The sequence below is a fragment of the Tunturiibacter psychrotolerans genome (assembly GCF_051013365.1).
GTDB lineage: Bacteria > Acidobacteriota > Terriglobia > Terriglobales > Acidobacteriaceae > Edaphobacter > Edaphobacter psychrotolerans_A.
Genome location: NZ_CP132941.1, coordinates 4,458,193 through 4,483,095 on the forward strand (window position 1 = coordinate 4,458,193; position 24,903 = coordinate 4,483,095).

A 24,903-nucleotide genomic window follows, 5' to 3' on the forward strand; every position below is an offset into this window, starting at 1 on the left:
GGTGATTGGTGCGGGCCTCCCGTTGGTCGGCGTGCAGATTTCAGAGGCCGGCGGAGATCGACGTGCGGAGTTCTTTTGTGAGCGCGGTGAGAGTGGTGAGTTGTGTTGGCGTGGGCGCTTTGAGGATTTGCTCGATCTTACGGGCGATGTCGGTGCCTTGATGGTAGCCGAACATGCCGAGAGAGCCGGTGAGCTTGTGCGCGATGCTGTAGGCCTCGAGACGTGGCTCTTCGGGGAGTGCGCCGGAGGCAGCCAGAGAAGCGGTGTGATCGAGCAGGTCGAGACGTTCACGCAGGGTTGGGAGATTTTTCTTCCAAAGGGTGGCGAGGACGTTGTCGATCTGGTCGTTTTTTAGGATCTCGGATTTCTTCATCGTGGATGGGCTCGGATCGAGAGGCCTGGGTGGCGAAGTCGACCGCCTGGAAAGTATGCGGGTAGTTTACTGCGGATCGTGCGGTTGGGGAGTGCGAATGTCGTTTGGTCGCCCAGAGGTAATGGGATTGCTAACTGAGCTGCGGTCTTAGCCTAGTCTTTCCAGCCGAGGGCAGTGGCGATCTGCTCGGCGAGGGTGAGGGGATCGAAGGGCTTGAAGAGGATTCCCGCCAGGCCGAGACCTGCGAAGCGCCGCTGATCGACGCCCTGAACCTTTGCGGTGAGCAAAAGGACGGGGATGTGAGCGATGGCGGGAGTCTGCTGCATTTTGGCGAAGGTGGTGGGGCCGTCGACACCGGGCATCATCACGTCCATGAGGATGGCGTCGGGTTGTTCGGCGGAGGCGACGTCGATGCCTTCGGCGCCGGAGCTGGCGGTGAGGATCTGCCAGCCTGCAGTTGCTTCCAGGGACAGTGCGGCTACTTCGCGAATGTCATCTTCGTCGTCAATGATGAGAATGCGTCGCATGAGAGGTCATTCTCTCACGCAACGTGAGTTAGGGGAGTTGTCTTGCTGGCTTCCTGATTGCGTAATCTGCGTCTACGCGGCCGGGCCGGCAGCGGCTAGGTCAGAGAACTTGGTGCGGAGTCGATGGACCATGGAGAGGACTAGCTCTTCGACTTCCTGCGGCTGGACCTTGGCTTTGGTGAGGAATTCGGTGGGGCCCAGGCGGAGCTTGGCCATCTCGGTCTCGGAGATTTCGCGGCCAGAGTAGACGACCAACGGCATGGTGCGCAGGGTGGGTTGCTGGCGGAGCCACTCGACGAGCGAGAAGCCGTCGCCGTCGGGGAGGGTTAGATCGAGGATGAGAAGGTCGGGGGGCCGGGTGATGCACTGGCGGATGGCCTGCTGGCGGGTGGCGGCGTGATCGATGTGGACGGCGGCGTCGTGAAAGCTGGCGGCGAGGACACTGGCAAGGTCTTCATCGTCTTCGACGAGGAGGACGTAAGCGGGGCCTTCGCCCTGGTGGAGAACTCGGCCAAGTTCGGCGAAGAGCAGATTTTCGTTGAAGGGTTTCTGCACCCAGCCCTGGGCGTCGCCGGTGAGTTGTGGGCGGAGGGTAGAGGAGAGCACGCTGAGAACGACTACAGGAATGTTGGCTGTGACGGGGTTGTTGCGGAGGCGCTGGAGAGTCTCCCAACCACTGAGGCCGGGCATGTAGAGGTCGAGGAGGATGGCTTCGACCTGATGCTCGGCGGCGAGGATGAGGGCCTGTTCCCCGGAGCTGGCTTCGACTACGGTGTAGCCCTGGCGGGTGAGGTGTTCGGCTACGACAGTGCGGATGCCGGCGTCGTCGTCGCAGACCAGAATGGCTCCTTCGCCGCGTGGGGGAAGCTGGGACGGGACGGTGACATCGGACGCGCGGCTGGTGCGGGGAAGCATCATGTAGAGCGTGGTGCCGGGGCCGAGGTTGCGTTGAGCCCAGATGGAGCCGCTGTGCTGCTGAACGATGCTGCGGCAGATGGCGAGGCCGAGACCGGTGCCGCCCTTCTGGCGGGCGTCGGAGGGTTCGATCTGCTGGAAGCGGTCGAAGATGGTGTCGAGCTTGTCGGAGGGGATGCCGCGGCCTTCGTCGACGACTTTGAGAAGGATGGAGTCGGAGGCGGCTTCGGTGTGGATGCGGACCGTGGAGGCGGCGGGGGAGAACTTGATCGCGTTCGAGAGGAGATTGGTGAGGACCTGGAGGATGCGGTCGGCGTCGCCGTCGAAGAAGAGAGCTTCGGGGTAGGCGGCCTGGGCGACGGTGGAGGGCTCGAGTGCGAGATGAACGGTGTTCGCGTCGGCCATGGGAGTCATAGTGTCGATGGCTTGCTGGGCGAGATCGCGCAGAGAGCAGCGGCGAATCTGCAGGGGAGCGCGGCCGGACTCCATGCGCTCGAGGTCGAGGATGTCATTGATGAGACGGATGAGGCGGTCGGTGTTGGTGACGGCGATGCGGAGGAGGTTGAGTGCCTTGGCGTCTACGTCGCCGATGATGCCGGAAGAGAGAAGGCCGAGTGCGCCGCGGATGCTGGTGAGGGGAGTGCGGAGCTCGTGCGAGACGGTGGAGATGAACTCGTCTTTGAGGGTGTCGAGTTCGGAGCGGTGCGTGAGCTGGAGAGTGTGTTGATGCTGCTGCTCGCGAGCCTGGTTGAGTTGCTCCGACATTTCACGGCAATTACGTTGAGCACGCAGGAAAGCGACGAGCAAAACTGCGGAGGTTGTGAGGAGCGAGAGATAGCCAAGTAGAGGAAGGATGTGCATTTTTTCCGGTAACCTATAGTAACTGCAGATCAACTTATGGGTAACAATTTTTGGTGACCGTTGGAAAACTTATATCACGTACGTCTCAGAGCGCACTTTGGATGAGGGCTCGGTCGAAACGTTCAGGAACCCCGATCCGTTACGGAAATATTCTGATTTCAGGCTGAGGATGACAGAAAATTAGTTGCAGTGGGAATAACACCTCCGTGGGTTATCAGAGATGACAACATTGGAGGGAAAGCACTTAGGCGCAAAAAAAGGCCGCGTTTTCCAGAGAAAAGGCGGCTTTCATTGGGTTTTTCCGGGTTTAGGCGGTTACAGGGACCTGGTCGAGGATGCTGGCCCATTTCTTGCCTTTTCGGGCGGCCTGGGCGTTCTTGTGGAAGGCATAACCGGTAATCAGGGGGAGAGCGAGGGTGGCTTCGGAGAAGACCATCTGCTCGTAGGTGAGGTCGACTTTGCCCCAGCTGGAGGCCTCTTTGAGGGTCGAGCCGGAGAGGGCGCCGTCACGGGCGTCGGCTACGGTGATCTGGATGGCGTACTTGTGCATCGAGGCTTCGACGCCGAGGATGTCGGCGGCTACTACGATGTCCTGGGCGAAGTTCTTAGGGACGCCGCCGCCGATCATGAGGAGGCCGGTGGTGGGGTTGGCGATCTTGAGCTGGGTGATCTCGTAGAAATCCTTGGCGGAGTCGATGGAGACCATGGGCTTGCCCTGGCGCTCGTGCTGGTGGGCGACGAGGCCGAAGCCGGCGGAGCAGTCGGAGAAGGCGGGGCAGAAGATGGGGACGTTCTTCTCGTAGGCGGCGAGGACGATCGAGTCGCGGCCGCCGGCTTGCGGAGTCTTGCCGTTCTTTGAGAGGTAGGCGCCCATCTCGCGGATGAACTCGCGGGAGCTGTGCGGCTTGGGATCGAGGGAGTTAGTGATCTGGTGGGTGATCTCGTCGCACTGGCGCAGCTCTTCTTCGTCGATGAAGGTGTCGTAGATGCGGTCGATCATGAGTTCGCGGAGCTCAGCATCGCCTGCGCCGTACTTGTACTCGTCGCCAGCGACGTAGTGGTTGAAGCCGAGGGCTTCGAAGAAGTCCTGATCGACGATGTTGGCGCCGGTGGAGACGACGGCGTCGACCATGTTGTTGCGGATGAGGTCGACGAAGATCTTCTGGAGGCCGGCGGAGATGAGTGAGCCGGCGAGACAGAGGATGACGCCGCAGTCGGTGTCGCGGAGCATCATGTCGTAGATGGTGGCGGCGCGGTTAGTGTCACGCGCGGAGTAGGCCATGTGGCCCATCGCCTCAACCAGGGGCACGACGTTATGTTGCTTGATGTCGAGATGCTGGATCGGGCGGGCGAGGAGTTCTTTTTTTGTCGGCATAGCTCTACAAGGATATCAATGTTTTGGTCTGGATTGGCGCGGGTTTTATGTGAATTTAACAATGGGTGACGAAGCCAGGCGGGTGGGCTCACTGCGTACGGTGCATTTCATCGCGAAACTTCGGGTTGGACTGCGCTAACTGCTTATTTCTGCTTCGCTTCAGCGCGAGGATGAATGATGATTAGCTGCGATGAGATTTCTCCGAAACAGCCTGGTCTGCATTTGTGGTTTGCTTCTGCTGCTGCAAGTCGGCTTCGCGCAAGAGGCGAGCTTCCGTCTCGCACCGCTGCATCCAGTGCAGGAGCTGCGCGAAAAGGCGCTTATGGCACAGCCGCCAAAGGAGAAGGGAAGCTTTCGCGCACCCGATCTGGTGGAGTTGGTCAAACTCGATCCCACGATCAAGCTCGACGTGCGGTACGCAACGGCAGACAATTTTCTTGGTACTCCGGTGTATACCGAGGCGCGGACCTTTCTTCAGAGACCGGCTGCCGAAGCGCTGCTCCGAGCCGCGCTCGACCTCAAGTCCCGCGGATATGGCCTGATTCTCTTCGACGGCTATCGGCCGTGGTATGTCACGAAGATCTTCTGGGACGCGACACCCCGGGACAAGAAGATGTTTGTCGCCGATCCAGCTATGGGCTCTAAACATAATCGCGGATGTGCCGTGGATCTGACTTTGTACGATCTGGCAACGGGCAAAGAGGTGACGATGCCTAGTGGATATGACGAGATGACTGGTCGCTCCTATGCGAACTACGCCGGTGGTACGGCTGAGGAACGCGCTCATCGCGCCGTTTTACGCGCGGCGATGGTGAAGCAGGGGTTTGCGGTGAACCCAACGGAGTGGTGGCACTTCGACTATAAGGATTGGAAACATTATCCGATCCTGAATGTGAAGTTTGAAGATCTCGGCGACTAGAGATCTCGCTGCGGATCCTTGTTCAGGCTGGACTGCCGAACCAGCGACGGATCGCCAATGAAAGGATGGTCGGAGGGAAGTTCGTAGCGGAGCAAGATGCCGGAGATCTTCTCGACGAAATAGTTTGCTCCATCGACTTCTCTTCACGATCTCGGGCGGAGATCCTTCGAAAAGTCTTGCGATTAGATCCGATCTGCGATGTTAGCTTCGGGTATGCAAATTGCGCGAAAGTTGCTTCCGCTTCTAGTTTTCACCGCTTCGTTAAAAGTGCATGGCGGCAGTAAGAAGAAGCTGGTCGTCTCGCCCGGCGTGCTCGCTCGCATTCGCGGTGCTCATACGATCTTCGTTTCAAATGCTGGTGAGGACGACAATCTCAGGAACTCGACAGGATCTGCTTATCGCGCGATGTACCAGGCACTGGCAGGCTGGCAAGGGATTCAGCTGGTCGATTCTCCGGCGCATGCCTATCTTGTCTTTCGGGTCAGCGCGGAGGAGAGCATCGACGGCTACAGTGGGTCACCGTTTCCCTCGAAAGGACACCCCACGGGAAATGTGACCAACGAGGCTACCGTGACGTTGGATCTCGGCGTGCTCGATCCAGGGACCCAAAAGCTGATTTGGGATAACCAAGCGGACGAGGACCCCAGCGTGATGGGAAACGTCTATACCAGAGGCGTAAAAAGCGTGCTGGCTCCCATTGAGCCTACAAAGAGTGCTTCTCATCCATTGAACAAACCTGCGCTACTACCGGCGCAGTTAAGGAATCCTACAAAGCTTTTCATTCAGCTGGTGCCGTCGCCCGCGAATTCAGCTGTATCGGGCGCGGGCACTGCCGTTTCACAGGCTCTGCTCAAGCTGGGAAAGTATACGGTGGTTGGCTCCGCGAACGAGGCCGATGTCATGCTCTTGCTGGATGTTGTAGCCAACACGCGGGTTCCTCCCCTGAATTACATGACGGTCCAAGTCCTCGATCCAGGCAGTAAGACCTTTCTCTGGAGCTTCACCCTTGCCTTTGCCAATAACTACAAAATGACCGCTCAGCAACAAATCAACGAGATCATTCCCTATTTTCTCAAGGCGTGGAATGGAGTAATTGGCAAGGACCATATCTGATTCGCAATCATGAAGGAATGCTGAGGGTGTGAGGATTTCGTGTGGCGGCGTGAAGGGACAGAAGCAAGCAACGAAAAACGCACTTGTAACGACAGGCTTAGGCTGCTCGAGAATTATCAGAAGTGCATTTTGCGACGATGAGGGTGATGTCGTCGTGCTGCTCATGGGGGCTGAAGCGCTGGATCTCGCTGATGGTGGAGGAGAGGATCTCCGCTGGTGGGAGATGAGAGTGGCGCTGGAGCTCGGCGATGAGGCGGTCTTCGCCGAACTCCTCTTCCGACTCGTTGAAGGCTTCGGTGACGCCGTCGGTGTAGAGGGCGAAGATGTCGCCCGGAGAGAGCTGGCAGTCTACGGTGGGGGAGTGCCACTCCTCGAAGAGACCGAGGACGGTGGCGGTGGGGTGGAGGCGATCGACCTTTCCGTTGTGGCGGAGAAGGATGGCACAGAGGTGGCCGCAGTTGGCGTAGCGAAGACGCCGCGTGGTGTCGTCGTAGTCGGCGAAGAAGACGGTGGCGTAGGCGCTGTCGGTGGTGTTCTGAAAGAAGAGTCGGTTGACGGATTGTAGGAAGAGCTGGGGTTCGTCGCGGGCCAGGGCGAACTGACTGCGGAGGTTCGCTTGCAGGTTTGCCATGAGCAGGGCGGCGGCGATGCCTTTGCCGGCGATGTCTCCTATGACGAAGCCGAGACGCTGGTTGCCGAGGGCGAGGAAGTCGTAGTAGTCGCCGCCGACGTGGCGGGCCTGGATACAGATGCCGGCGTAGTCGAGGGTTTTGAGCGGCGGGAGGGTCTGGGGGAAGAGTCGCGCCTGGACCTGCTTGGCGATTTCGAGCTCCTGCGCGCTGCGGCGCTCGGCCTCGATGCGTTCGGCTGCCTGGCGGCGCTGGCGTTCAATCTCGCGAGTGATCTGGTCGGAGCCTAGAAGTTCGAAGGAGTTTCCGTCGATGTCGTAGAAGCCGGCGACGGTGCCTCCGAAGAGGGTCTGTTGGGGCGGGTGGTGGAAGCGAACGCCGCGGTTGCGCCACTGCTCGTAGGTGGCGTTGATGTCTTCGGAGAGGAAGCCTACCTGCGTGTTGCGCCCGATGAGCTTGTAGTTTTCAGAGCCACGCTTGGGGGCGATGAGAGCCAGGACTGTGGAGCCGTCGGGGGGAGCGATGGCGACCCAGCGGCCGTCGAAGTCGAAGCGAGCGTCGGCGACGACGCTGAAGCCGAGCTGGTCGACGTAGAACTTGAGGCTGAGGTCGTGATCGCGGACGTAGATTGTGGATTTGAAGACGCGCAGGTAGATGCACTCGGGGCAGTCGCGGGGTCCCGTTTCGGAGAGCAGGGACGGAGTAGTCACGAGGCTGGCGGTGCTGGGTTTCAACGGATCTTCCTCGGTAATTCGATGTACAGGAATTGTCTCAGACCCAATTGGTCGACCGCTTTGAGGAATCAGGGTTTGGACTGGAGGAAGGTCTGGACGGCTTTGTCGAAGGCGGCGGGCTGGTCGTACATGATGAAGTGGCGGGAGTCGTCGATGCGGATGAGTTGGAGATTGGGCTTGGTGGCGTAGGCGGAGGTGTAGAGGGCGGTGACCTGCTCGACGGGACCTTGCGCTGATTCATAGGGGTAGAGGAGGGTCATTGGGGTTTTGATGGTGGCGAGTTGGGGACGAAGGTCGGTGCTGAGGTCTTCGAGCATGGCGTTGGCGAAGACGGTGCGGTCGGAGGCGAGGGAGGAGGCAGAGACCTGGCGTTGGCCTTCGGGATCTTTGACGAGGCGGTTGGTGTACAGGGGTTGGGCGGCGGCGAATTGGTCGTTGGGCATGGCGATGAACTGGTCGTGCATGGCGAGGGCCTGGGGACGGACGGTGTCGACCGTAGCGGCGGGGTTGAAGACGAGGCCGTAGTAGGGAAGGGTGTCGATGATGAGGAGCTTGCTGACGTCTTCGGGGTGGGCCTGGGCGAGCATGAGGGCGAGGAGGCCTCCCATGGAGTGGCCGATGACGGGGATGGGCTGAAGGTGGTTGTCGGTGATGTATTGGTGGAGCTGCTCGACTACGGGGGAGAGGATGGGGCCGGTGGCGTTGGGGCCTTCGGGTTCGCCTGCGAAGCCTGCTAGTTGGACGAGGTGGAGGCGGTAGTGTGTGGTGAGGAGTTTGGCTTCGGCGGCGTAGACGTCGCGGGAACTGGCGAGTCCGGGGAGGAGGAGGACGTCGGGGGCGGTGCCGCGGGGTGCGCCTTCGATGACGACGGAGAACCGCGTCGGTGCGGTGGTGATGGTTTGGGTGGCGGGCTTTGTGGTAGGGGGTTGGCCGAAGAGCGGTTGGCGCAGCAAGAGGAGGGCGGCGAGAAGGAAGAGAAGCGCGAGGAGGCGGAGGGCGGTGCAGGAGGCGGTTTGAGTGGGAGAGGACATGATTGGCTCCTAATCGTTTCTTGACTTGAGTGTGCCGCGGTCGGGGCGTGGATGCCAGTGTTTCGAGTCACTGTTGGCGGGTGACAGTTGTCATTGTGCTAGAGGGATGAGATTACGGGGTGATTTTTATCTTCCGGTTTTATCTGCCTTTGAAGAGGCCGGCGAGTTGTAGGCTTATGGTGAGGGCTTTTACGTGAACGTGAACTTTGCGGAACGGGCACATAACCATAACTGGAAGCTGGACCCGATTGTGCGGTCGCTGCTGGATACGGACTTTTACAAGCTTCTGATGCTGCAGTTTATCTGGAAGAACTTTCCCGAGGTGCATGTTACGTCGGAGGTTACAAATAGGACGGTGTCGGTGAGGCTGTCGGAGGAGATTCCGATGGCGATGCTGGTGGACCAGATGGAGCATGTGCGGGGGCTGAGGTTTAGAAGGTCGGAGATTATCTGGCTGGCGGGCAATACGTTTTATGGGACGCGGTCGATCTTTGAGCCTGCGTTTCTGGAGTGGCTGGAGAGGGACTTTCGACTGTCAGAGTACACGGTGACAGAGCACGACGGACAGCTCGTCATACGGTTTGAAGGGCTGTGGACCGAGGTGACGATGTGGGAGGTCTACGGGCTGGCGCTGGTGAGCGAGATGAAGACGCGGGCGGCGTTGAGCACCTTGAGCGAGCTGGAATTGGATGTTTTGTATGCGCGAGCGAAGACGAAGCTTTGGGAGAAGATCGAACGGCTGCGTGAGGTGCCGGAGGTGAGGATCTCGGAGTTTGGAACGCGGCGGCGACATAGTTTTTTGTGGCAGGAGTATGTGGTGCAGGTGATGCGGGTGGCGCTGGGTGCGAGCCTGTCGGGTACGTCGAATACGTTTCTTGCTTACAAGCATGACTTGGAAGCGATGGGGACCAATGCGCATGAGCTGCCGATGGCGATGGCGGCGTTGGCGGATGGGGATGAGGCGCTGCATGCGTCGCAGTATCGCGTGCTGGAGCTTTGGCAGAGGAGCTACGGTGGGGAGCTTTTGATTATGCTTCCGGATACTTTTGGGACGACACAGTTTTTAGAAGGCGCCCCGGATTGGGTGGCGGATTGGACTGGGCAGCGATGCGATAGTAAAGATCCTTTCGTTGCCGGGGATGAGTATGTCGCGTGGTTGATGGCGCGGGGGCGAGATGCGAAGAAGAAGCGCTTGATTGCTTCGGATGGTTTGGATGTGGACGATATTTTGCGACTGCATGAGTACTTCCATGGCCGGATACGGTTTAGCGCTGGATGGGGGACGCTGCTGACGAATGATTTTCGCGGGTGTCATCCGAGGGGAGAGACGGCGCTTGAGCCGATTAGCCTGGTGTGCAAGCTGATGACGGTGGAGGGAAGGGCGGCAGTGAAGCTGTCGGATAACGCGCGGAAGTCGACTGGGCCGGTGGAGGAGATTGCGCGGTATCGGCGGGTGTTTGGGAGTGTGGCTGTAGAGGGGGCGCTGGTTCTGGTTTGATGTGGCCTGCCGGCCAGGCTCGCTGCGCGCGAGGCGGTCACTTCGTGACTTGTGAACTTTGCTCGCGTTGCTTGCCTGTTTATTTTCTTGAGTAATAGGTTACGTATACTTTTTTGCATGACGAGTTGGATGAGTGGGATGCGGGTTGCGGCAGCAGTGGTTTTGCTGCCGGTGATGCTGGTTCAGCAGGGATTGGCTTGGGGCAGGGATGGGCACATGATGATCAATCGTTTGGCAGGTGCAGCGCTGCCGAGCGATGTGCCGGAGTTTTTGCGATCGAAGCAGGCACTGGACGCGCTTGAATATTATGGGCCGGAGCCGGACCGGTGGAAGTCACCGATGGAGCCGGAGCTGAATGCAGCGGGGTTTCCGGAGCACTTTATTGATCTGGAGTGGGCGGATCTTGTTGGCGAGTTGCCGCGGAAGCGGTATGACTATGTTCGGGCGCTGGCGTTTGCGCAGAAGTCGCATCCAGATTTGGCGTTGACGCCGGAGAAGGTTGGGCTTCAGCCATATGTAACCGTCGAGGTATGGGAGCGTTTGAAGAGTGCGATGCGCGACTATCGGGCCTTGAAGGACGCTCACAAGGATACGAAACCTTCAGAGTGCGAGATTGTGTTTCTGGCGGGATGGCTGGGACATTATGTTGCAGATGGTTCGCAACCGCTGCATACGACGATTCAATACAACGGATGGACGGGGCCGAATCCGAATGGATATACGACGGAGCATAAGATTCATGCTCAGTTCGAATCGACTTTTGTCTCGGCGAACATGAAGGCTAGCGAAGTGGCGCCATTGATCGCGGAGAAGCCAGTGGTGATGGGGGATGTGTTTACAGACTATATGGCTTATCTGCGACACACTAACTCACTGGTGGAGAAGACATATCAGTTGGAGAAGTCTGGGGCGTTCAACGGTGCGGGAACGCCCGACGGGAAGGCGTTTGCAGACGAGAGGCTGGCAGCGGGGGCGACCGAGCTGCGAGACATGATCTATTCGGCTTGGGTGAAGAGCGCGGAGCAGTTGCCGCCTTCGAAGTGGTCGGACTAGCGGTATCAGGGGGTGAAGTTGTTGAATGAGGGAGCAACAGATATTCGAGACTGATTTATTTTTCGGATTGGGTTGTTGCCGAGAGAATTGGGTATTGATGGTGTTCGACTCGTTCGAGAAATCGTCGGAGGAGCGGCGTCAATGTGAGTGCGATGGTCGGAATAGCGAACACGGCCAGGATGGTCCATAGGAGGAAGGCATGCCACTCCCATAGCCAGAGTTGGCGCGAGAGGGCGATGGGATGTTCGCGGGCGGAGCGTAGGAGTTCGCCTGGCGAAAGAGGGATGGGCGCGGTGTGGAAGATGCGGCTGGCCAGGCGGATGAAGGGAATGACGAGGACAAGTTGGAACGGGTAGACGATGTGATTGCCGAGTTGTGAGGCGGCGATGTTGAGACGTAGGACGAAGGCAACGGCAAGGCAGAGAGCGGTGGTGCTGCCTAGGATGGGATTGATGCCGATGAGCAGGCCGACGGCGATGCTCCAGGCTAGTTTTTGAGGAGATGCTCCCATGCGCAGGAGCGCGAGGATGGGAAGAGCGACGCGGCGGTAGAGCCAGCTGTGGTGGACGGGGGTGGGGATAACTTTGTCGTGGGCGTTGAGGTTTGATTCGCTGGGCTGCACTGATGACAGGATAGACTGCGCGAGGAGACTTCGTACGATGGCGCGGGCTTTGAATAAGTGAGGATCGGATCTGGTGATTTTTTTTCGGGCTGTGGGACGTTGCGTTCGAATGGTCGGAATGTTTGTTGCGGCGGGAACGGAACTGGCGGTGAAGCAACCGGAGACGCGGCAGGAGCGAGCCGATTGGCTACATCGATTTTGTGCGCGGGCCATGCGGGGGATGGGGATTGAGATCAACGTCTCGGGCAGTTTTCCGAAACGGGGAGTGGTGATCTCCAATCACCTGAGTTATCTGGACATCGTGGTGTATGCGGCGATTCATCCGTGCGTGTTTGTTTCGAAGGCGGAGGTCGCAGGCTGGCCAGTGGTGGGGTGGATGACGACGATGTCCGGAACGGTTTACGTTGCGCGTGGACATGGTGGGTCTGCGATGAAGGCGCGCGAGGGGATGCAGGCGGCGGTGGATGCAGGGTTGCCGGTTGTGTTCTTTCCTGAAGGGACGACGAGCAATGGGAGTGGGTTGTTGAAGTTTCATAGCGGTCTGCTGGCGCAGCCGCTCGATGGAGGAGCTCCGGTTACGGCTGCTTGTATTCGCTATGGATTCGCAGAGGACAATGGACCGGATGTGAGTGTTGCGGATGACGTTTGTTATTGGGGAGAGCGGAATATGCTCGGGCATATTTTTACGTTTCTCGGGTTGCGCGGTGTGCGTGCGGAGGTGCGGTTTGCCGAGGAGCCGATAGAGTTTTCAAGCGATACTCTGCACAGGAAAGAGGCGGCGGTGGAGGCAAGGGCTGCTGTGGCTACGCTTCGGTTAGGTAACACAATAGTGGGAGAAGAGCGGGTGCCGAGGTAGATGCACCATTTTTGATTCAACGAATGTTCACTTGCCGTGAACACTCTGTTACAGAAGACGACGCACACTGACATCGAAAGCAACCACATTCTGGACGTAGTCAGGAGATTCGATGCTCACAGTAACTGAGTCGCGGTCCGTCCCACTTCTTCCAAATAAAGCAATGTCGCCGGAGTTGCCGTCGAAGAAAGATATTCGACTGGAGGCCGGAGAGTATGTTGTGCGCCTTGCGTTGAGCGAGGGGGAGCGCGCTGCGGCGTACAGGCTGCGCTTTCTGGTGTTCAACCTGGAGATGAATGAAGGGCTCGAGTCGGCCTATGCGGATGGGTACGATAAGGACCACTTCGACGACGTGTGCGACCACATGATCGTGCAGGAACGTGGCACCGGTGAGATTGTGGGAACCTACCGGATGCAGATGGGCGATGTGGCGGGAAAGTATTTTGGTTATTACAGCGAGCAGGAGTTCTGCTTTGCTCCCTATGCGGGAATGCGTGGGCAGATTGTGGAGCTGGGGCGGGCGTGCATCCATCGGGAGCATCGGTCGTCGGAGGTGTTGCATCTGTTGTGGCGGGGGATTGCGCGGTATGCGCTGGTGAACGGCGCGCGTTACATGATGGGGTGCTGCTCTCTGACGTCGCAGGATGCGGAGATGGGGCATGCGGTGTATGAGTCGCTGCGGAACTGCATGGTGGAACCGGCGCTGTTGACGGTTGCTACGCCTGCGTATCGGTTGCCTGCGGCAGAGGTTGAGATGACGGATGTGCGGGCTCCGAAGCTGCTGCGGGCTTACCTGACGATTGGGGCGAAGATCTGCAGCGAACCGGCGATCGATCGCGACTTCAAGACGATTGACTTTCTAACGTTGCTCGATCTGCAGACGCTGCATCCGAGGGTGGCGAAGAGATTTCTTGAGGGATGCTGAGGTGAGTGGGGTGATCGCAGTGTGGCGATTTCTGCGTTCGGGGCTGCGTGGGTTTTTGTTTGTTGGATTGTTGATGGCGGCGGTGGTGGACTGCTGGATGCGGCGCCCGAAGGTTGGTGCGGAGGGTGCCGTATGGATTCACGGATGGTGCCGTCGGATGGTGAAGGCGCTGGGGTTGGAGTACAGCGTTGAGGGAAGTGTGCCTCGCGGTGGGGCAGTGGTGTCGAATCACCTGAGTTATCTAGATATTCTGCTGTACAGCTCGGTGCAGCCATTTGTGATGGTGGCCAAGACCGAGGTGCGTGGTTGGCCGTTGCTGGGCTGGCTGACGGCGCAGGCGGGGACCGTGTATGTGGAACGCGGCGGTGGACCGAAGACGTATCCCGGGGTGAATGCGGCGATGGCGGAGGCTTACCGGAGCGGGCTGCCGGTGTTGTTCTTTCCGGAGGGGACTACGACGGAGGGAGCTGAGGTGTTGCCGTTTCGGCGGGGGCTGTTTCACTCGGTGCTGAATGGTGGGGTTGTGCTGCGGGTTGCTGCGCTGCGGTATTCGCTTGATTCATATGCGGTGAATGGGAGTGCGACGGTGGGCGAGGATGTGTGCTGGTGGGGGGATATGAAGTTTACGCCGCATATGTTCCGGTTTCTTGGGCTGCGGGGGCTGAGGGCGAAGATACGGTTCGGCGAGGAGATCGTTGAGCGGGCGGACCGGTTTGTGTTGTCCGAGACAGCACAGGCGACGGTGGCGGAGATGTATGAGGGGTTGAGGCCTGAAGCTGAGTCAAACGTGGTGTGGGAGGGTGACTCCGAGTTGGTGGAGGCTCTGTAAGAGGCCCCGGCGGGCGGTTGAGCTATATGATCCGATCCTGGTTACATTTGCACCGATAATTGGCACGGTTTTGGTTACAATTTATTCGCCGCTGCCAGTTGCTCCGCTACGATTTGTGGGATGAGAGCGCTGAGGAGGCATGTGAACTGCTTTTCGACGCGACGGCCGGTCTCCATGACATCCTCGTGGTCGATGGTGTCGGCCCTTTCCTCTCCGTAGGCGGGGACTCCGGCGGCCATGTTGGTGACGAGGGAGAGGCCGAGGACTTCGAGGCCCATGTGGCGGGCGACGATGACCTCGTGGACGGTGGACATGCCGACGAGATCGGCTCCGAGGGCGCGGAAGGCGCGAATTTCGGCGGGAGTTTCGAAGCTGGGACCGAGGACAGCGAGGTAGACGCCTTCGGTGAGGAGAAACTCCTGGCGGGCAGCTTCTTCGATGGCGAGGGTGCGGAGCCGCAGGGAGTAGGCGGTGGACATGTCGAAGAAGCGTTGACCGGCGCCGGGTGCCATGGCGAAGCGAGGTTCGTTGGGTCCGAGGGCGGCGTTGGTTCCGGTGAGATTGATGTGGTCGGAGATGGCGACGATGGAGCCCTGGGAGAGGTTGGTTCGGATGCCTCCGGCGGCGTTGGTGACGATGAGGGTCTTGCAACCGAGGAGGCCGAGGACGCGGGTGGGGAAGGTGACCTGACCCATGCTGTAGCCCTCGTAGGCATGGACGCGGCCCTGCATGACGGCTACGGAGACGCCAGCGATGGTGCCGAGGACGAGGTGGCCGGAGTGGCCGACGACGGTGGATTGAGGGAAGTGCGGGATGTCCGCGTAGGGGATGCGGGTGGCGGATTTGACGTGGGTGGCGAAGTTGCCGAGACCTGAGCCGAGAATGATGCCGAGGGAGGGAAGGAGTGAAGTTTTGTTGCGGATGTAGTCGGCTGCTGCATGCGCTTTGCTGTAGAGGTCGGTCGTCTTGGTGGTCTCGGTCATCGCGTTCCTTGCGTCTCCAGGTTCCGGTTTTTGGGGGTACCCCCTCCCCTTATTGGCGGGTAAATTAGCCGGAATGAATAACTTACAGTAGGCCATCCTCTGCAAATTCGTCATTGCAAAAGGGTTACGGCTAAATTCGTCCAGCGAAAGGACTTAGCTTAGCTGCTTGGTCGATGCGGATCCAGACCTCTCTTAAATTCGTCACTGTTATAAGTCTATCGAGTTGGCAGGGGCAAACATGCCACGAATTTCGGATTTATTTTTCACTGGGGCATGGACGCGGAAGACGTGGATTGGCGCGGGTTTGATGGAGCGACGGAAGGCGTATTTTTATTTTGCGAGCGCGCTGGAGGCTTGACAGAAAAAACAGGATGCGTGGTTTGGGGTTGAAGGTGTAGAAGACGATGGCATGTGTGAAGTTTCGGCGGAAGAGTTTGTGAGGAGTGAAAGCATGATCAGGTTCGAGCGATGGTAAGCATGGGCGTTAGTTCTACCGAGGATGTTGCGCAGGTGCTTGCCTCCATCCATACGGAGTCTGGTGCTAGTTTGCTGGCGCTGACGGAGGCTTCGCCGGTGCTGCTGATCTTTCTGCGACACTTTGGGTGTTCCTTCTGTCGTCAGGCGATCAGCGATGTTGCGGATCTTCGTGAGGAACTGGCGCGCCGCGGGGTGCGGCCGGTATTTGTGCATCTGGGCACGCCTGAACGTGCGAAGCCGTTCTTTGACTACTATGGGATCGGGGATGTGGAACGGGTCAGCGATCCCGAGGCTAAGATCTATCAGAATCCGGTGTTCCTGTTGCCGAGGATTCATCCGGCGCTGACGTTGCTGCAGCCTTCGGTATGGGTGGGTTGGTTGACAGGTGCGCTCTTCAAGCACGGGATCGGGGCGATCAAAGAAGACGGCCATCAGATGCAGGGCATCTTCTTTCTGAAAGGGCCGAAGATTGTGCGGCAGTTTCGGTATCGGACGATTGCGGATGAGCCGAATTATTTGAAGCTGGTTGGTTAGAGGCAGTTGTCCTGCCGGACGGCCCGCTGCGCTTGGTCACCCCACAAACGAAGTTTGCGGGGACCCCGATTCGGGCGGCCACTTCGTGGCGGGTGTACCTTTTCTTGCGGGATCATCGGCTCTGGTCCTCCCGTTGGTCGGGTGGGGATCTATCAGAGAACTTTGACTATGACTACGGTGAGATCGTCTTCCTGTTCTTTTGCTCCGGCGAAGCTGGCGACCGCTTCAGAGATGTCGGTGACGAGGGTGGCGGCAGGTTTGTTCTCTTCAGAGAGGACCAGCGCTTTGAGCCGGTCAAGAGAAAACTGCTCTTCGCTATCGTTCTCCTGCTCGGTGACACCGTCGGTGAAGAGGGTGATCACGTCGTTGGCCTTGAGGTTGATAAGAGTGTTTGAAAATTCGGCGCCGGGAAGGATGCCCATGATGGGGCCTGCGTTCTCGAGCAGGAGCGACTCGCCTGTTTGTGGACGGAGGAGCAGAGGCGGGTTGTGGCCGCCGTTGGCGTACTCGAGGGTGTGGAGTTTGGTATTGAAGCGGGCGTAGAACATGGTGACGAAGGTGGCAGGACGGGTGATTTGCTTGAGGCATTCGTCGAGATCTTTGAGGATCGCGGCTGGGCCGCTGAGTTCGTGGGCGCGAAGACGCAGGGCTACGGCGAGTGAAGGCATGAGCAGAGAGGCGGCGGCACCTTTACCGGAGACGTCGGCTATGACGACGTCGACTATCTCGTCGGAGATCTGGAAGAAGTCGTAGTAGTCGCCACCGAGGAGGCGTGCGGTCTGCATGAAGGCTGCGAGTTCGAGCCCTGGAACGATAGGAGCTTTCGGTAGCACCTGGCGCTGGACTTGTGCGGCGAGGAGGAGGTCGCTTTCGTATTCGTCGCGCTGGAGGCGAATCTCGGCGGCGAGGCGGGCGCGTTGTTTTGCGATGAGGCTGACGAGAAACCCAACGATGAGAAAGCCGGCGAGACAGATGATGAAGCGGATGATTCTGACGTGGGTGTCGTCGCCGGCGGGGCCGAAGAACTCTTGCAGGATGGATCCCAGAACAGCGAGCCCGATTGTGATGGGAAGCGGGTTGATGAAGGCGCTGAGAGCAATGGGAAGGACGTAGAGGTAGCCGAGGGAGATGTTGGCTACGACGATCCAGTCGGTGTAAGCGACGGAGACGACGGCGAGGACGACGACCAGGTTTAGCAGGCCAGTGGTTTTTATCTCTTCGGTTTGAACTTGTTGTTTGTACTCGGCACTGTCTTTACTGCTTCTGAGGAATGCCATCGCGCTGAGCTCTCCTGTCTCTACCCGCCTGTGACGCGCAGTTTACTGCATTCTCTTCGTCACGCGATGCGCTGGGAGAGAAGCAGGATTGCGGAGAATTTTATTGCAAAGGGCTGGTTAGACCGAAGTTTATTTGATGAGCATGGAGACGATGCGGTTTTGCTATCCATAGAAGTGATGACGTGAGTTTGTGTCTTTGTGAAACTGATCATGCTAGGATCTTGAGCTTAGGGAACAGTTGGGTAGATCACAATCGCGTCGCAAAAAAAACGCGAATCAGAAGGTTATGTCAGAGAGAGCACGGCAATTTCTACCGATAAATTTCAAAGATCGTTTTCCTGCGCTCGACGGTATTCGTGCCGTGGCTGTGACGATGGTTTTCCTGGATCACTACGGTGGTGGTGCTCACGGTGGAGTGGTACTTCAAGTATTAAATCAGATTCGCGGACGTGGATGGCTTGGCGTGGATTTGTTTTTTGTCCTCTCAGGTTTTCTGATCACAGGCATTCTCTTCGATACGCGGAACGACAGTCATTTTTTCAAACGCTTTTTTGTGCGGCGCAGCTTGAGAATCTTTCCGGTTTTCTATTTAGTGGTGGCTATTCTGCTTGCGCTGACGCCATTCCTCCACTATCAGTGGCGCCCGGGTCACCTGCTGTTTCTTGTTTACGTAGGTAATTTCTGGGGAAACCACGATTTTTCGCTGTACGAGATCCTCAGCAGAAACCATGACACTTTTAAAGTGCAGATCGGCCACTTCTGGTCGTTGTGCGTGGAAGAGCAGTTTTACCTGCTTTGGCCGGTGGTTGTGTGGATGGTGCGAGATCGGACCAAACTGCTGTGGACCGCGGGCGGACTTGCCGTGTTGGCGCTGATCTTGCGTTGCGGGATGATTGCGCTGGCAGGGCCGATCTTGGCGGAGACATGGATTATCCGAACGTTACCGTTCAGGATGGACACCTTGTTGATTGGCGGGATACTTGCGTTGCTGCTGCGCGGTCCGAACGCTGACCGCTGGCAGAGGCTTTGCCGGCCACTCCTGCTGATTGCGGGGCTGGCGAGTCTGGCAGTACTTTTCCTGTCGCCTGCGTATGACTCGGTGTGGCTGTTGACGATTGGTTTGAGTTTTACTGCTCTGGCGTGTGCGGGGCTGATTGGTCTGACGATACGAGCGGGCTCGCCCGCGTTTCGACTGTTCTATGCAAAGCCGCTGCGAATTCTGGGTAAGTACAGCTATGGTTTTTATATTTTTCACGGCTTGTATATCTGGGCGTGGATCCAGTTCCTGATTGTGTTGACCAACCACTTTCATTCCAAGGCGATCGCAGGCATACTCGCGTTGGGGATCAATTTTCCGGTGACCTTTCTTGTTTCGAAATTGAGCTATGACCTGATCGAGGTTAAGTTCCTACGACTGAAGAGAGGTTTTGAATACGATTCGGAGATTGCGGAGCATAAGCATGCCTTCGTTGTGAAGTAGGCGTGGTTGGCTTGGCTCGGGTCCGCGGGGCTATTTGATGAGCATGGAGACGATGCTGGCGGACATGAGGTTGGCCATGGTGCCGGCGAGCATGGCGCGGAGGCCTAGCTGGGCGAGGTCGTTGCGGCGATTCGGGACGAGGGCGCCGATGCCGCCGATCTGCATGCCGATGGAGCCTACGTTGGCAAAGCCGCAGAGGGCGAAGGTGGCGATGGAGAAGGTGCGTGGGGTGAGGGTGGACTTGATGGCGCCGAGTTGGGTGAAGGCGACGAACTCGTTGATCATGGTGCGGGTGCCGAGGAGGTTGCCGATGGTGCGGGCTTCGTGCCAGGGGATGCCGATGAGCCAGGCGATGGGCGCTCCTGCGACGCCGAGAATGGCGTTGAGCGAGTGCGGGAAGGGGATGTGGCCGTGGGCCCAGAGGAAGTCGGAGATGCCGAGCATGATGGCGTTGAAGAGGCCGACGAGAGCGACGAAGCTGATGAGCATGATGGCGACGTTGAAGGCGAGCTTGCCGCCGTCGAGGGTGCCGCGGGCGATGGAGGCTATGAAGTTTTCGTCTTTGTGCTCCTCGTTGGGGGGCATGTGGACGGTGCCGATGGTGGCGGGGACCTCGGTTTCGGGGACGAGCATTTTTGCGACGAGGATGGTGCCGGGCGCGGTCATGATGACGGCGGAGAGGAGGTCCTGCGCGTTGATGCCGAAGCTGATGTAGGCGGCCATGATACCGCCGGAGACGTGGGCCATGCCGGAGGTCATGATGACCATGAGCTCGCTGCGGGTGGCGCCGGCGAGGAAGGGGCGGATGGTGAGGGGAGCCTCGGTCTGGCCCATGAAGATGCTGGCGGCTACGTTGGTGGATTCGGCGCCGGAGGTTCCCATGGTGCGCTGCATGATCCACGCAACGACGCGGATGATGTGCTGCATGAGGCCGATGTGATACATGATGGCGAAGAACGCGCTGACGAAGATGATGGTGGGAAGGACAGCGAAGGCGAGGACGGCGAAGGGCCCGGGGGTGCCGAGGCGGCCGAAGACGAGGGAGGAGCCGTCGACGGAGTGTGCGAGGAGCGAGGTGATGACGTTGGAGGTGTTGTGGAGGATGATTTGGCCGGTGTTCCATTTGATGACGAGGAAGGCGAAGAGGATCTGCAGGCCGAGTCCCCAGGCAACGGTGCGCCAGCGGATGGCGTGGCGGTTGGTGGAGAAGGCGTAGGCGAGGCCGAGGAAGGTGATGAGGCCGAGCAGACCGGTGAATCGAGACAAGGCTTCGCTCCTGCTACTTGGATGAATACGTTGTAAATGCTTGAGATGAGTGTACCGGAGGGGTGGTGGTTAGAGTGGATCGGATTTTAGATTGAGGTTTCGCGCGAGGCGATGGAGGTATTTGGGGTGAATGCCGAGGGTACGCGCGGCTTCGGGATAACTGCCTTTTGCATCGCGGAGGGCTGTCGCGAGGAGTTCCTTTTTTGATTGGTTGAGGACGTCGTGATATTTCGCTCCTGCGAGCTTTGCGGACTGCTCTTCGAGGATGATGGTGGGGAGGTCTTCGGCGAGGATCTCTTCGGTGAGGCCGAGGACGATGGCGTGTTCGATTGCGTTCTCGAGTTCGCGGACATTGCCGGGCCAACTGTAACCCATCAGCAGGGAGCGTGCGTCGGAGGAGATGCCTTTGAAGGGGCGCTTGTTTTTTTGCGCGTATTTGGAGGCGAAGTAGAGGGCGAGGAGAGGAATGTCTTCGCAGTGCTCTCGCAGGGGCGGCACGGAGATGGAGACTACGTTGAGGCGGTAGTAGAGGTCCTGGCGAAATTCGTTGGACTTGATGGCTTGTTCGAGATTTTTGTTGGTTGCGGCGAGGACTCGGGCCAGGAAGGCGACGGGGCGGGTTCCTCCTACACGCTCGAACTCTCTTTGCTGGAGGACGCGGAGGAGTTTGGCTTGCATGGGGGGAGCGAGTTCGCCGATCTCGTCGAGGAAGAGGGTTCCGTCTTCGGCGGCTTCGAGCTTTCCTTTCCTCATGCCGATGGCTCCGGTGTATGCGCCTTTTTCGTGGCCGAAGAGTTCGCTTTCGAGGAGGGTTTCGGGAATGGCGGCGCAGTTGATGGCGATGAAGGGGCGATCGCTTCTTGGGCTGCTTTGGTGGATGGAGCGGGCGATGACCTCTTTGCCGGTACCGCTCTCGCCGCGAATGAGGACGGTGGACGCGGTGGGAGCGACGCGCGCGATGAACTCGCTGACCTGACGAATCTGCCGACTTTCGCCGACGAGGTTGCTGGCGGGATTGAGTTGTTGTTTTAGTTGCGAGTTCTCTGAGCGCAGAGCATCGAGAGCGAGGATGTTTTCGAGTGTGACGGCTGCGATTCGGGAGGCAGAGTCGAGGAAGTAGATGTGATCTTCGCGGAAGGGCGGCGCGGGATGCTGGGAGGTGAGATAGATGACGCCGATGGTTCGTTCGATGGCGACGAGGGGAAGACAGAGGATGTTGTGGGGATTGCCGGAGTCTGGATCGGCGTCGATGTGGACGGCGGTGCGCTCCCAGAAGGCGCGATGAACGAGTTCGCGCTGGATTTCGGTTTTTGACGGAGCGTCGGGTTCCCGACTCCAGCTACAGACTTCTAACGTGTCTTCTTCGAAGTCAGTGAAGAGTACGACGGCTCCTTCGTCGGCTGGAACCACTTCAAAGATGAGTTGCAGAAGTTCGCGTTGGAGAAGTTGGGAGTCCCGGATGGAGTTGATGACGTTGCTGATTCTGAAGAGTGCGGTGAGATCGCGGGCCATGCGTCCGACTTCTACGCCAAAGGAGGGGAGGCCCGCTGGTGGGGCGATTCGAGTGCTCTCCGAGGATGGGTTGGAAGGGAGATCCGTTGAGCGTCTTCTTGGGGTGGTAGTGACTTCGCCCTCGTGCATGAGGAAGAGGAAGTCGGTGTTGCCGATGCGGATGGTGTCGCCGTGCTCGAGCGATCGGCGCAGGATGGGCATTCCGTTCACGAAGGTACCGCTTCTGCTGTCGAGGTCGATCAACTCATAGTGGCCGTTTAGTTTGCCAGTTTTTTGAATGGTGCAGTGTCTGCGAGAGACGGCCGGATCGCTTAGGCAGAGCTGGTTTGCTTCGAGTCTGCCAACAGAGATTGGGCTGTCGATCAGCTCTCGAACGATTCCGGTCAGCGAACCCGAGATGGCGAGGAGCCGCGGTTTCATCTGGCCTCCGATGAACGAAGTGTAGCGAATCGGCAGGAGAAATACGATCTCGAGGGTGGCGGGAACCGATCGGATACTCAGGGGAACCATTCGGATACCAACGAAAGGCCGGTGGGCGCTAGTCGTTGCCTATGGAATGGAGGCGCGAGTTTCTATCTTGTTGGAAATATTGGTAGCGATTTTTGGTGTGGGAGTTTGGGCGGGTTTGGCAGGGCGCTTGCAATATATCCGGGCGTAACAACACTCTCCGGAGAGAACGAAATCCAGAGACCAAACGGGACCTGAGAGATATCTCACAAAGGAGATCGTCATGAAAAACCTTACCGCTATTGCACTTTTCGTCGCCGCCGGGTTCGTCACCGCTGGTAGCGCTCTGGCCCAGGATCACAAGGTCACAGCAACCGTACCCTTCAACTTCACGGTAGATGGCCGCACGCTGCCCGCCGGGAATTACACCATTGGCAACGATGCCAGCTCGCCGCGGATACTTACGATTGCTGATCGCAAAGATGGCGTTGCTGTCATGACGATCACGATTCCGGATTCCGGCTACGCAGCCGACAACAAGCTGGTCTTCCACCGTTACGGAAACCAGTACTTCCTGAGCGAGGTTCGTACAACGAGTGGGACGATGACGTGCCACCTGTCGACCTCGAAGCAGGAGAAGTGGGCCAAGGCGCAGACGCAGGAAGCTTCACTGCGCGTGAACAACGATGTACTCATTGCACTGAAATAATGGTTCTCTCTGGTTGTGAAGGCCCGGCGTCGATGTCGCCGGGCCTTCTCTTGCTTGGTAAAGAACCGGCTCTGGAACCTGGAGTCAGGTCCGGGTAATTACTTCGCGAATAGATGGTTGGAGTTGCGGTGCGGTCGGCGTTATGTGAAGAGTTTCGCGAAGCATGGCTTCGGGTTCGTCGAGGAGGGAGACGTCTTCGGTGAAGAGTGTGATGAGGGGTTGGCCTGCTTTGATTGGGTCGCCTAGTTTTGCGTGCATCTCGATGCCGGCGTGAGCGCTGACTGGGTCGCCGGGTTTTGCGCGGCCGGCGCCGAGACGCTGGACGGCCCATCCTACTTGTTTGCAGTCCATGGAGGCGAGGTATCCGGCGTGGGTTGCGGTGAGGGTGCGGGAGGCGGTGGGCTGGTGGTGTGCGGCGGGGTCGTGAAAGATGGAGACGTCGCCGCACTGGATGGCTACGATTCTGAGCCAGGCTTTGAAGGCTGCGCCGCTGAGGAGAATCTCGTCGGAGAGTTTTGCTCCGGCTTCGGGGGTTGGCGCGTGGCCGGCGAGGTGGAGCATCCAGCCGGAGAGGATGTTTGTGAGCTGGATGAGGTCGGCGGACATGGGGTGGCGGTCTTCGATCCGTTTGGCGCGCAGGATGTCGACGCACTCCCATACTTCGACCCAGTTGCCGGCGAAGCGGCCGAGGGGTTCGTCGTGATTGGTGAGGAGCGCGATGGTGCGGGTGCCGGAGGATTCGCCGGTCTGGACCATGAGTTCGGCGAGGAGTTTAGATTGGTCGTACGTGGGCATGAAGGCGCCGCTGCCGGTTTTGACGTCGAGGACGAGGGCGTTGAGGTCTTCGGCAAGTTTTTTGCTCATAATGCTGGCGGTGATGAGGTAGGGCGATTCGACGGTGCCGGTGTGGTCGCGAAGGGCGTAGAGGATGCGGTCGGCGGGAACGAGGCGCGGGGTTTGGCCGACGAGTGCGGCGCCGCATTTTTCGAGGGAGAGAAAGATCTGGTCGAGGGTGAGCTGGGTGTTGAAGCCGGGGATGGTTTCGAGTTTGTCGAGTGTGCCGCCGGTGTGGCCGAGGCTGCGGCCGGAGATCATGGGGACGCAGATGCCGGGGATTCCTGAGGGCGTGGGAGAGGCGAGGCCAGCGGCGGCGAGGATGGGGGCGATGAGGAGTGAGGTCTTGTCGCCGACGCCGCCGGTGGAGTGCTTGTCGACGGTGAAGGTGTGGAGGGGTGAGGCGTCGAACGTTTCGCCGGAGTAACGCATGGCGGAGGTGAGGGTGGCGAGCTCCTGCGGGGTGAGGCCGCGATGGAAGACGGCCATGAGGAAGGCGGCGATCTGGGCGTCGGTGACGAGCTGTTTTTGTGGCGTGCGGTGGACGAGAGCGTAGATGAAGGCCTGAATCTCGTCGTCGGTGAGGACGCGGCCGTCGCGCTTGTGGAGGATGACGTCGATGGGATGGATGGTTTGGGTCATTGAATTTGTTTCGATGTTGGTTACGATTCTAGAGAAGGAAGGCGGCGGGTAGGAGCTCGGCGATGGTGGCCTGGGCGATCGTGCCGGCTTCGGCGGGGTAGAAGACGATGGTGTCAGGTGTGCTGAATTCGTGGATGGTCTGGCGGCAGGCTCCGCAGGGTTGGCTGGCGGTCTCGTTGAGGTTGGCGACGGCGATGGCGCGGATGCGGATGCCGGGGCCGTGGAGGGCGACGGCGGAGGTGATGGCGGTCTGCTCGGCGCAGGTGGTGAGGCGGTAGGAGGCGTTTTCGACGTTGCAGCCGGTTACGATGGTACCGTCTGTGAGGAGGACGGCTGCGCCGACGCGGAATTTGCTGTAGGGGGCGTAGGCGTGGTGGGCCACAGTGACGGCATGCTGTTGCAGACTGGCGATTTGCGTGGGGGTGAGGTCGCTGGGGTGGTTTTTGGAGAATTCGTCGGATAGTTCGGAAGACATGATGTGA

At 58.9% G+C, this 24,903-nt stretch carries 23 protein-coding genes; 10 read left to right on the plus strand and 13 right to left on the minus strand.

Annotated elements, in window-relative coordinates:
* Positions 1-40: 40 nt before the first annotated feature.
* From RBB76_RS18805 to RBB76_RS18820, 4 genes are all read right to left on the minus strand, one after another.
* Positions 41-373: an Hpt domain-containing protein gene (locus RBB76_RS18805; RefSeq protein WP_429629225.1), complete on the minus strand. Its 333-nt coding sequence runs from the start codon at positions 371-373 to the stop codon at positions 41-43.
* Between the two features lie 152 nt (positions 374-525).
* On the minus strand, positions 526-900 hold the full coding sequence (locus tag RBB76_RS18810; RefSeq protein WP_429629226.1) for a response regulator: 375 nt from the start codon (positions 898-900) through the stop codon (positions 526-528).
* Between the two features lie 72 nt (positions 901-972).
* Complete coding sequence (locus RBB76_RS18815; RefSeq protein WP_429629227.1) at positions 973-2,676, minus strand: ATP-binding response regulator; 1,704 nt, start codon at positions 2,674-2,676, stop codon at positions 973-975.
* A 307-nt stretch (positions 2,677-2,983) separates the two neighbouring features.
* Positions 2,984-4,051: a 1,9-bis(guanidino)-5-aza-nonane synthase gene (locus tag RBB76_RS18820; protein ID WP_429629228.1), complete on the minus strand. Its 1,068-nt coding sequence runs from the start codon at positions 4,049-4,051 to the stop codon at positions 2,984-2,986.
* Between the two features lie 190 nt (positions 4,052-4,241).
* On the opposite strand from RBB76_RS18820, the gene RBB76_RS18825 reads away from it, so the two are divergent.
* Together RBB76_RS18825 and RBB76_RS18830 are read left to right on the plus strand one after the other, a co-directional pair.
* Complete coding sequence (locus tag RBB76_RS18825) at positions 4,242-4,970, plus strand: M15 family metallopeptidase (protein WP_429629229.1); 729 nt, start codon at positions 4,242-4,244, stop codon at positions 4,968-4,970.
* Between the two features lie 198 nt (positions 4,971-5,168).
* Positions 5,169-6,083: a hypothetical protein gene (locus tag RBB76_RS18830; RefSeq protein WP_429629230.1), complete on the plus strand. Its 915-nt coding sequence runs from the start codon at positions 5,169-5,171 to the stop codon at positions 6,081-6,083.
* 97 nt (positions 6,084-6,180) lie between these two features.
* On the opposite strand, the gene RBB76_RS18835 is transcribed toward RBB76_RS18830, so the two are convergent.
* Together RBB76_RS18835 and RBB76_RS18840 are read right to left on the minus strand one after the other, a co-directional pair.
* Complete coding sequence (locus RBB76_RS18835) at positions 6,181-7,446, minus strand: PP2C family protein-serine/threonine phosphatase (RefSeq protein WP_429629231.1); 1,266 nt, start codon at positions 7,444-7,446, stop codon at positions 6,181-6,183.
* A 68-nt stretch (positions 7,447-7,514) separates the two neighbouring features.
* Positions 7,515-8,477: an alpha/beta fold hydrolase gene (locus tag RBB76_RS18840; RefSeq protein ID WP_429629232.1), complete on the minus strand. Its 963-nt coding sequence runs from the start codon at positions 8,475-8,477 to the stop codon at positions 7,515-7,517.
* Between the two features lie 193 nt (positions 8,478-8,670).
* Between RBB76_RS18840 and pncB the strand changes: the two genes are divergently transcribed.
* The gene (gene pncB, locus RBB76_RS18845; protein WP_429629233.1) at positions 8,671-9,975 is read left to right on the plus strand and encodes a nicotinate phosphoribosyltransferase; all 1,305 of its coding nucleotides are present in this window, start codon (positions 8,671-8,673) and stop codon (positions 9,973-9,975) included.
* Positions 9,976-10,104: 129 nt separating this feature from the next.
* The gene (locus tag RBB76_RS18850) at positions 10,105-11,028 is read left to right on the plus strand and encodes a nuclease (protein WP_429629234.1); all 924 of its coding nucleotides are present in this window, start codon (positions 10,105-10,107) and stop codon (positions 11,026-11,028) included.
* Between the two features lie 55 nt (positions 11,029-11,083).
* Here RBB76_RS18850 and RBB76_RS18855 read toward each other — a convergent pair whose 3' ends face one another.
* The gene (locus tag RBB76_RS18855; RefSeq protein WP_429629235.1) at positions 11,084-11,650 is read right to left on the minus strand and encodes a DUF2062 domain-containing protein; all 567 of its coding nucleotides are present in this window, start codon (positions 11,648-11,650) and stop codon (positions 11,084-11,086) included.
* 73 nt (positions 11,651-11,723) lie between these two features.
* Between RBB76_RS18855 and RBB76_RS18860 the strand changes: the two genes are divergently transcribed.
* The 3 genes from RBB76_RS18860 (at position 11,724) to RBB76_RS18870 (ending at position 14,260) form a co-directional block, all read left to right on the plus strand.
* Positions 11,724-12,506 carry a lysophospholipid acyltransferase family protein gene (locus tag RBB76_RS18860; protein ID WP_429629236.1) on the plus strand — a complete coding sequence of 261 codons (783 nt, stop codon included), beginning with the start codon at positions 11,724-11,726 and terminating at the stop codon, positions 12,504-12,506.
* 112 nt (positions 12,507-12,618) lie between these two features.
* Positions 12,619-13,431 carry a GNAT family N-acetyltransferase gene (locus RBB76_RS18865; RefSeq protein WP_429629238.1) on the plus strand — a complete coding sequence of 271 codons (813 nt, stop codon included), beginning with the start codon at positions 12,619-12,621 and terminating at the stop codon, positions 13,429-13,431.
* On the plus strand, positions 13,418-14,260 hold the full coding sequence (locus RBB76_RS18870) for a lysophospholipid acyltransferase family protein (RefSeq protein ID WP_429629239.1): 843 nt from the start codon (positions 13,418-13,420) through the stop codon (positions 14,258-14,260). The genes RBB76_RS18865 and RBB76_RS18870 overlap by 14 nt, the downstream gene beginning before the upstream one ends.
* A gap of 74 nt (positions 14,261-14,334) precedes the next feature.
* Here RBB76_RS18870 and RBB76_RS18875 read toward each other — a convergent pair whose 3' ends face one another.
* Entirely contained in the window at positions 14,335-15,243 is a 909-nt protein-coding gene (locus RBB76_RS18875; protein ID WP_429629240.1) for a purine-nucleoside phosphorylase, read from the minus strand.
* 477 nt (positions 15,244-15,720) lie between these two features.
* Here RBB76_RS18875 and RBB76_RS18880 point away from each other — a divergent pair, with 477 nt between their 5' ends.
* Positions 15,721-16,254 (plus strand): hypothetical protein, encoded by a 534-nt coding sequence (locus RBB76_RS18880; protein ID WP_429629241.1) that lies wholly within the window; start codon positions 15,721-15,723, stop codon positions 16,252-16,254.
* 152 nt (positions 16,255-16,406) lie between these two features.
* On the opposite strand, the gene RBB76_RS18885 is transcribed toward RBB76_RS18880, so the two are convergent.
* Positions 16,407-17,531 (minus strand): PP2C family protein-serine/threonine phosphatase, encoded by a 1,125-nt coding sequence (locus tag RBB76_RS18885; protein ID WP_429629242.1) that lies wholly within the window; start codon positions 17,529-17,531, stop codon positions 16,407-16,409.
* A gap of 286 nt (positions 17,532-17,817) precedes the next feature.
* On the opposite strand from RBB76_RS18885, the gene RBB76_RS18890 reads away from it, so the two are divergent.
* Positions 17,818-19,011: an acyltransferase family protein gene (locus RBB76_RS18890; RefSeq protein ID WP_429629243.1), complete on the plus strand. Its 1,194-nt coding sequence runs from the start codon at positions 17,818-17,820 to the stop codon at positions 19,009-19,011.
* Positions 19,012-19,041: 30 nt separating this feature from the next.
* Here the strand turns inward: RBB76_RS18890 and RBB76_RS18895 are convergent, their stop codons facing one another.
* Both RBB76_RS18895 and RBB76_RS18900 read right to left on the minus strand, forming a co-directional pair.
* A complete protein-coding gene (locus RBB76_RS18895; RefSeq protein WP_429629244.1) occupies positions 19,042-20,277 on the minus strand; it encodes a NupC/NupG family nucleoside CNT transporter in 1,236 nt (411 codons plus the stop codon).
* Positions 20,278-20,346: 69 nt separating this feature from the next.
* On the minus strand, positions 20,347-22,299 hold the full coding sequence (locus RBB76_RS18900; protein WP_429629245.1) for a sigma 54-interacting transcriptional regulator: 1,953 nt from the start codon (positions 22,297-22,299) through the stop codon (positions 20,347-20,349).
* A 220-nt stretch (positions 22,300-22,519) separates the two neighbouring features.
* On the opposite strand from RBB76_RS18900, the gene RBB76_RS18905 reads away from it, so the two are divergent.
* Entirely contained in the window at positions 22,520-22,945 is a 426-nt protein-coding gene (locus RBB76_RS18905; protein ID WP_429629246.1) for a hypothetical protein, read from the plus strand.
* Positions 22,946-23,029: 84 nt separating this feature from the next.
* Here the strand turns inward: RBB76_RS18905 and RBB76_RS18910 are convergent, their stop codons facing one another.
* Both RBB76_RS18910 and RBB76_RS18915 read right to left on the minus strand, forming a co-directional pair.
* Positions 23,030-24,421, minus strand: a complete 1,392-nt coding sequence (locus tag RBB76_RS18910) for a thymidine phosphorylase (RefSeq protein ID WP_429629247.1) — start codon at positions 24,419-24,421, stop codon at positions 23,030-23,032.
* 28 nt (positions 24,422-24,449) lie between these two features.
* Complete coding sequence (locus RBB76_RS18915; protein WP_429629248.1) at positions 24,450-24,896, minus strand: cytidine deaminase; 447 nt, start codon at positions 24,894-24,896, stop codon at positions 24,450-24,452.
* Positions 24,897-24,903: the final 7 nt, after the last annotated feature.

Excerpts from the sequence above, each read along its gene's own strand:
- RBB76_RS18805 (WP_429629225.1), bottom strand. The coding sequence starts at position 373 with ATGAAGAAATCCGAGATCCTAAAAAACGACCAGATCGACAACGTCCTC.
- RBB76_RS18810 (WP_429629226.1), bottom strand. The coding sequence starts at position 900 with ATGCGACGCATTCTCATCATTGACGACGAAGATGACATTCGCGAAGTA.
- RBB76_RS18815 (WP_429629227.1), bottom strand. The coding sequence starts at position 2,676 with ATGCACATCCTTCCTCTACTTGGCTATCTCTCGCTCCTCACAACCTCC.
- RBB76_RS18820 (WP_429629228.1), bottom strand. The coding sequence starts at position 4,051 with ATGCCGACAAAAAAAGAACTCCTCGCCCGCCCGATCCAGCATCTCGAC.
- RBB76_RS18825 (WP_429629229.1), top strand. The coding sequence starts at position 4,242 with ATGAGATTTCTCCGAAACAGCCTGGTCTGCATTTGTGGTTTGCTTCTG.
- RBB76_RS18830 (WP_429629230.1), top strand. The coding sequence starts at position 5,169 with ATGTTAGCTTCGGGTATGCAAATTGCGCGAAAGTTGCTTCCGCTTCTA.
- RBB76_RS18840 (WP_429629232.1), bottom strand. The coding sequence starts at position 8,477 with ATGTCCTCTCCCACTCAAACCGCCTCCTGCACCGCCCTCCGCCTCCTC.
- RBB76_RS18850 (WP_429629234.1), top strand. The coding sequence starts at position 10,105 with ATGAGTGGGATGCGGGTTGCGGCAGCAGTGGTTTTGCTGCCGGTGATG.
- RBB76_RS18865 (WP_429629238.1), top strand. The coding sequence starts at position 12,619 with ATGCTCACAGTAACTGAGTCGCGGTCCGTCCCACTTCTTCCAAATAAA.
- RBB76_RS18875 (WP_429629240.1), bottom strand. The coding sequence starts at position 15,243 with ATGACCGAGACCACCAAGACGACCGACCTCTACAGCAAAGCGCATGCA.
- RBB76_RS18880 (WP_429629241.1), top strand. The coding sequence starts at position 15,721 with ATGGGCGTTAGTTCTACCGAGGATGTTGCGCAGGTGCTTGCCTCCATC.
- RBB76_RS18885 (WP_429629242.1), bottom strand. The coding sequence starts at position 17,531 with ATGGCATTCCTCAGAAGCAGTAAAGACAGTGCCGAGTACAAACAACAA.
- RBB76_RS18890 (WP_429629243.1), top strand. The coding sequence starts at position 17,818 with ATGTCAGAGAGAGCACGGCAATTTCTACCGATAAATTTCAAAGATCGT.
- RBB76_RS18900 (WP_429629245.1), bottom strand. The coding sequence starts at position 22,299 with ATGGTTCCCCTGAGTATCCGATCGGTTCCCGCCACCCTCGAGATCGTA.
- RBB76_RS18905 (WP_429629246.1), top strand. The coding sequence starts at position 22,520 with ATGAAAAACCTTACCGCTATTGCACTTTTCGTCGCCGCCGGGTTCGTC.
- RBB76_RS18910 (WP_429629247.1), bottom strand. The coding sequence starts at position 24,421 with ATGACCCAAACCATCCATCCCATCGACGTCATCCTCCACAAGCGCGAC.
- RBB76_RS18915 (WP_429629248.1), bottom strand. The coding sequence starts at position 24,896 with ATGTCTTCCGAACTATCCGACGAATTCTCCAAAAACCACCCCAGCGAC.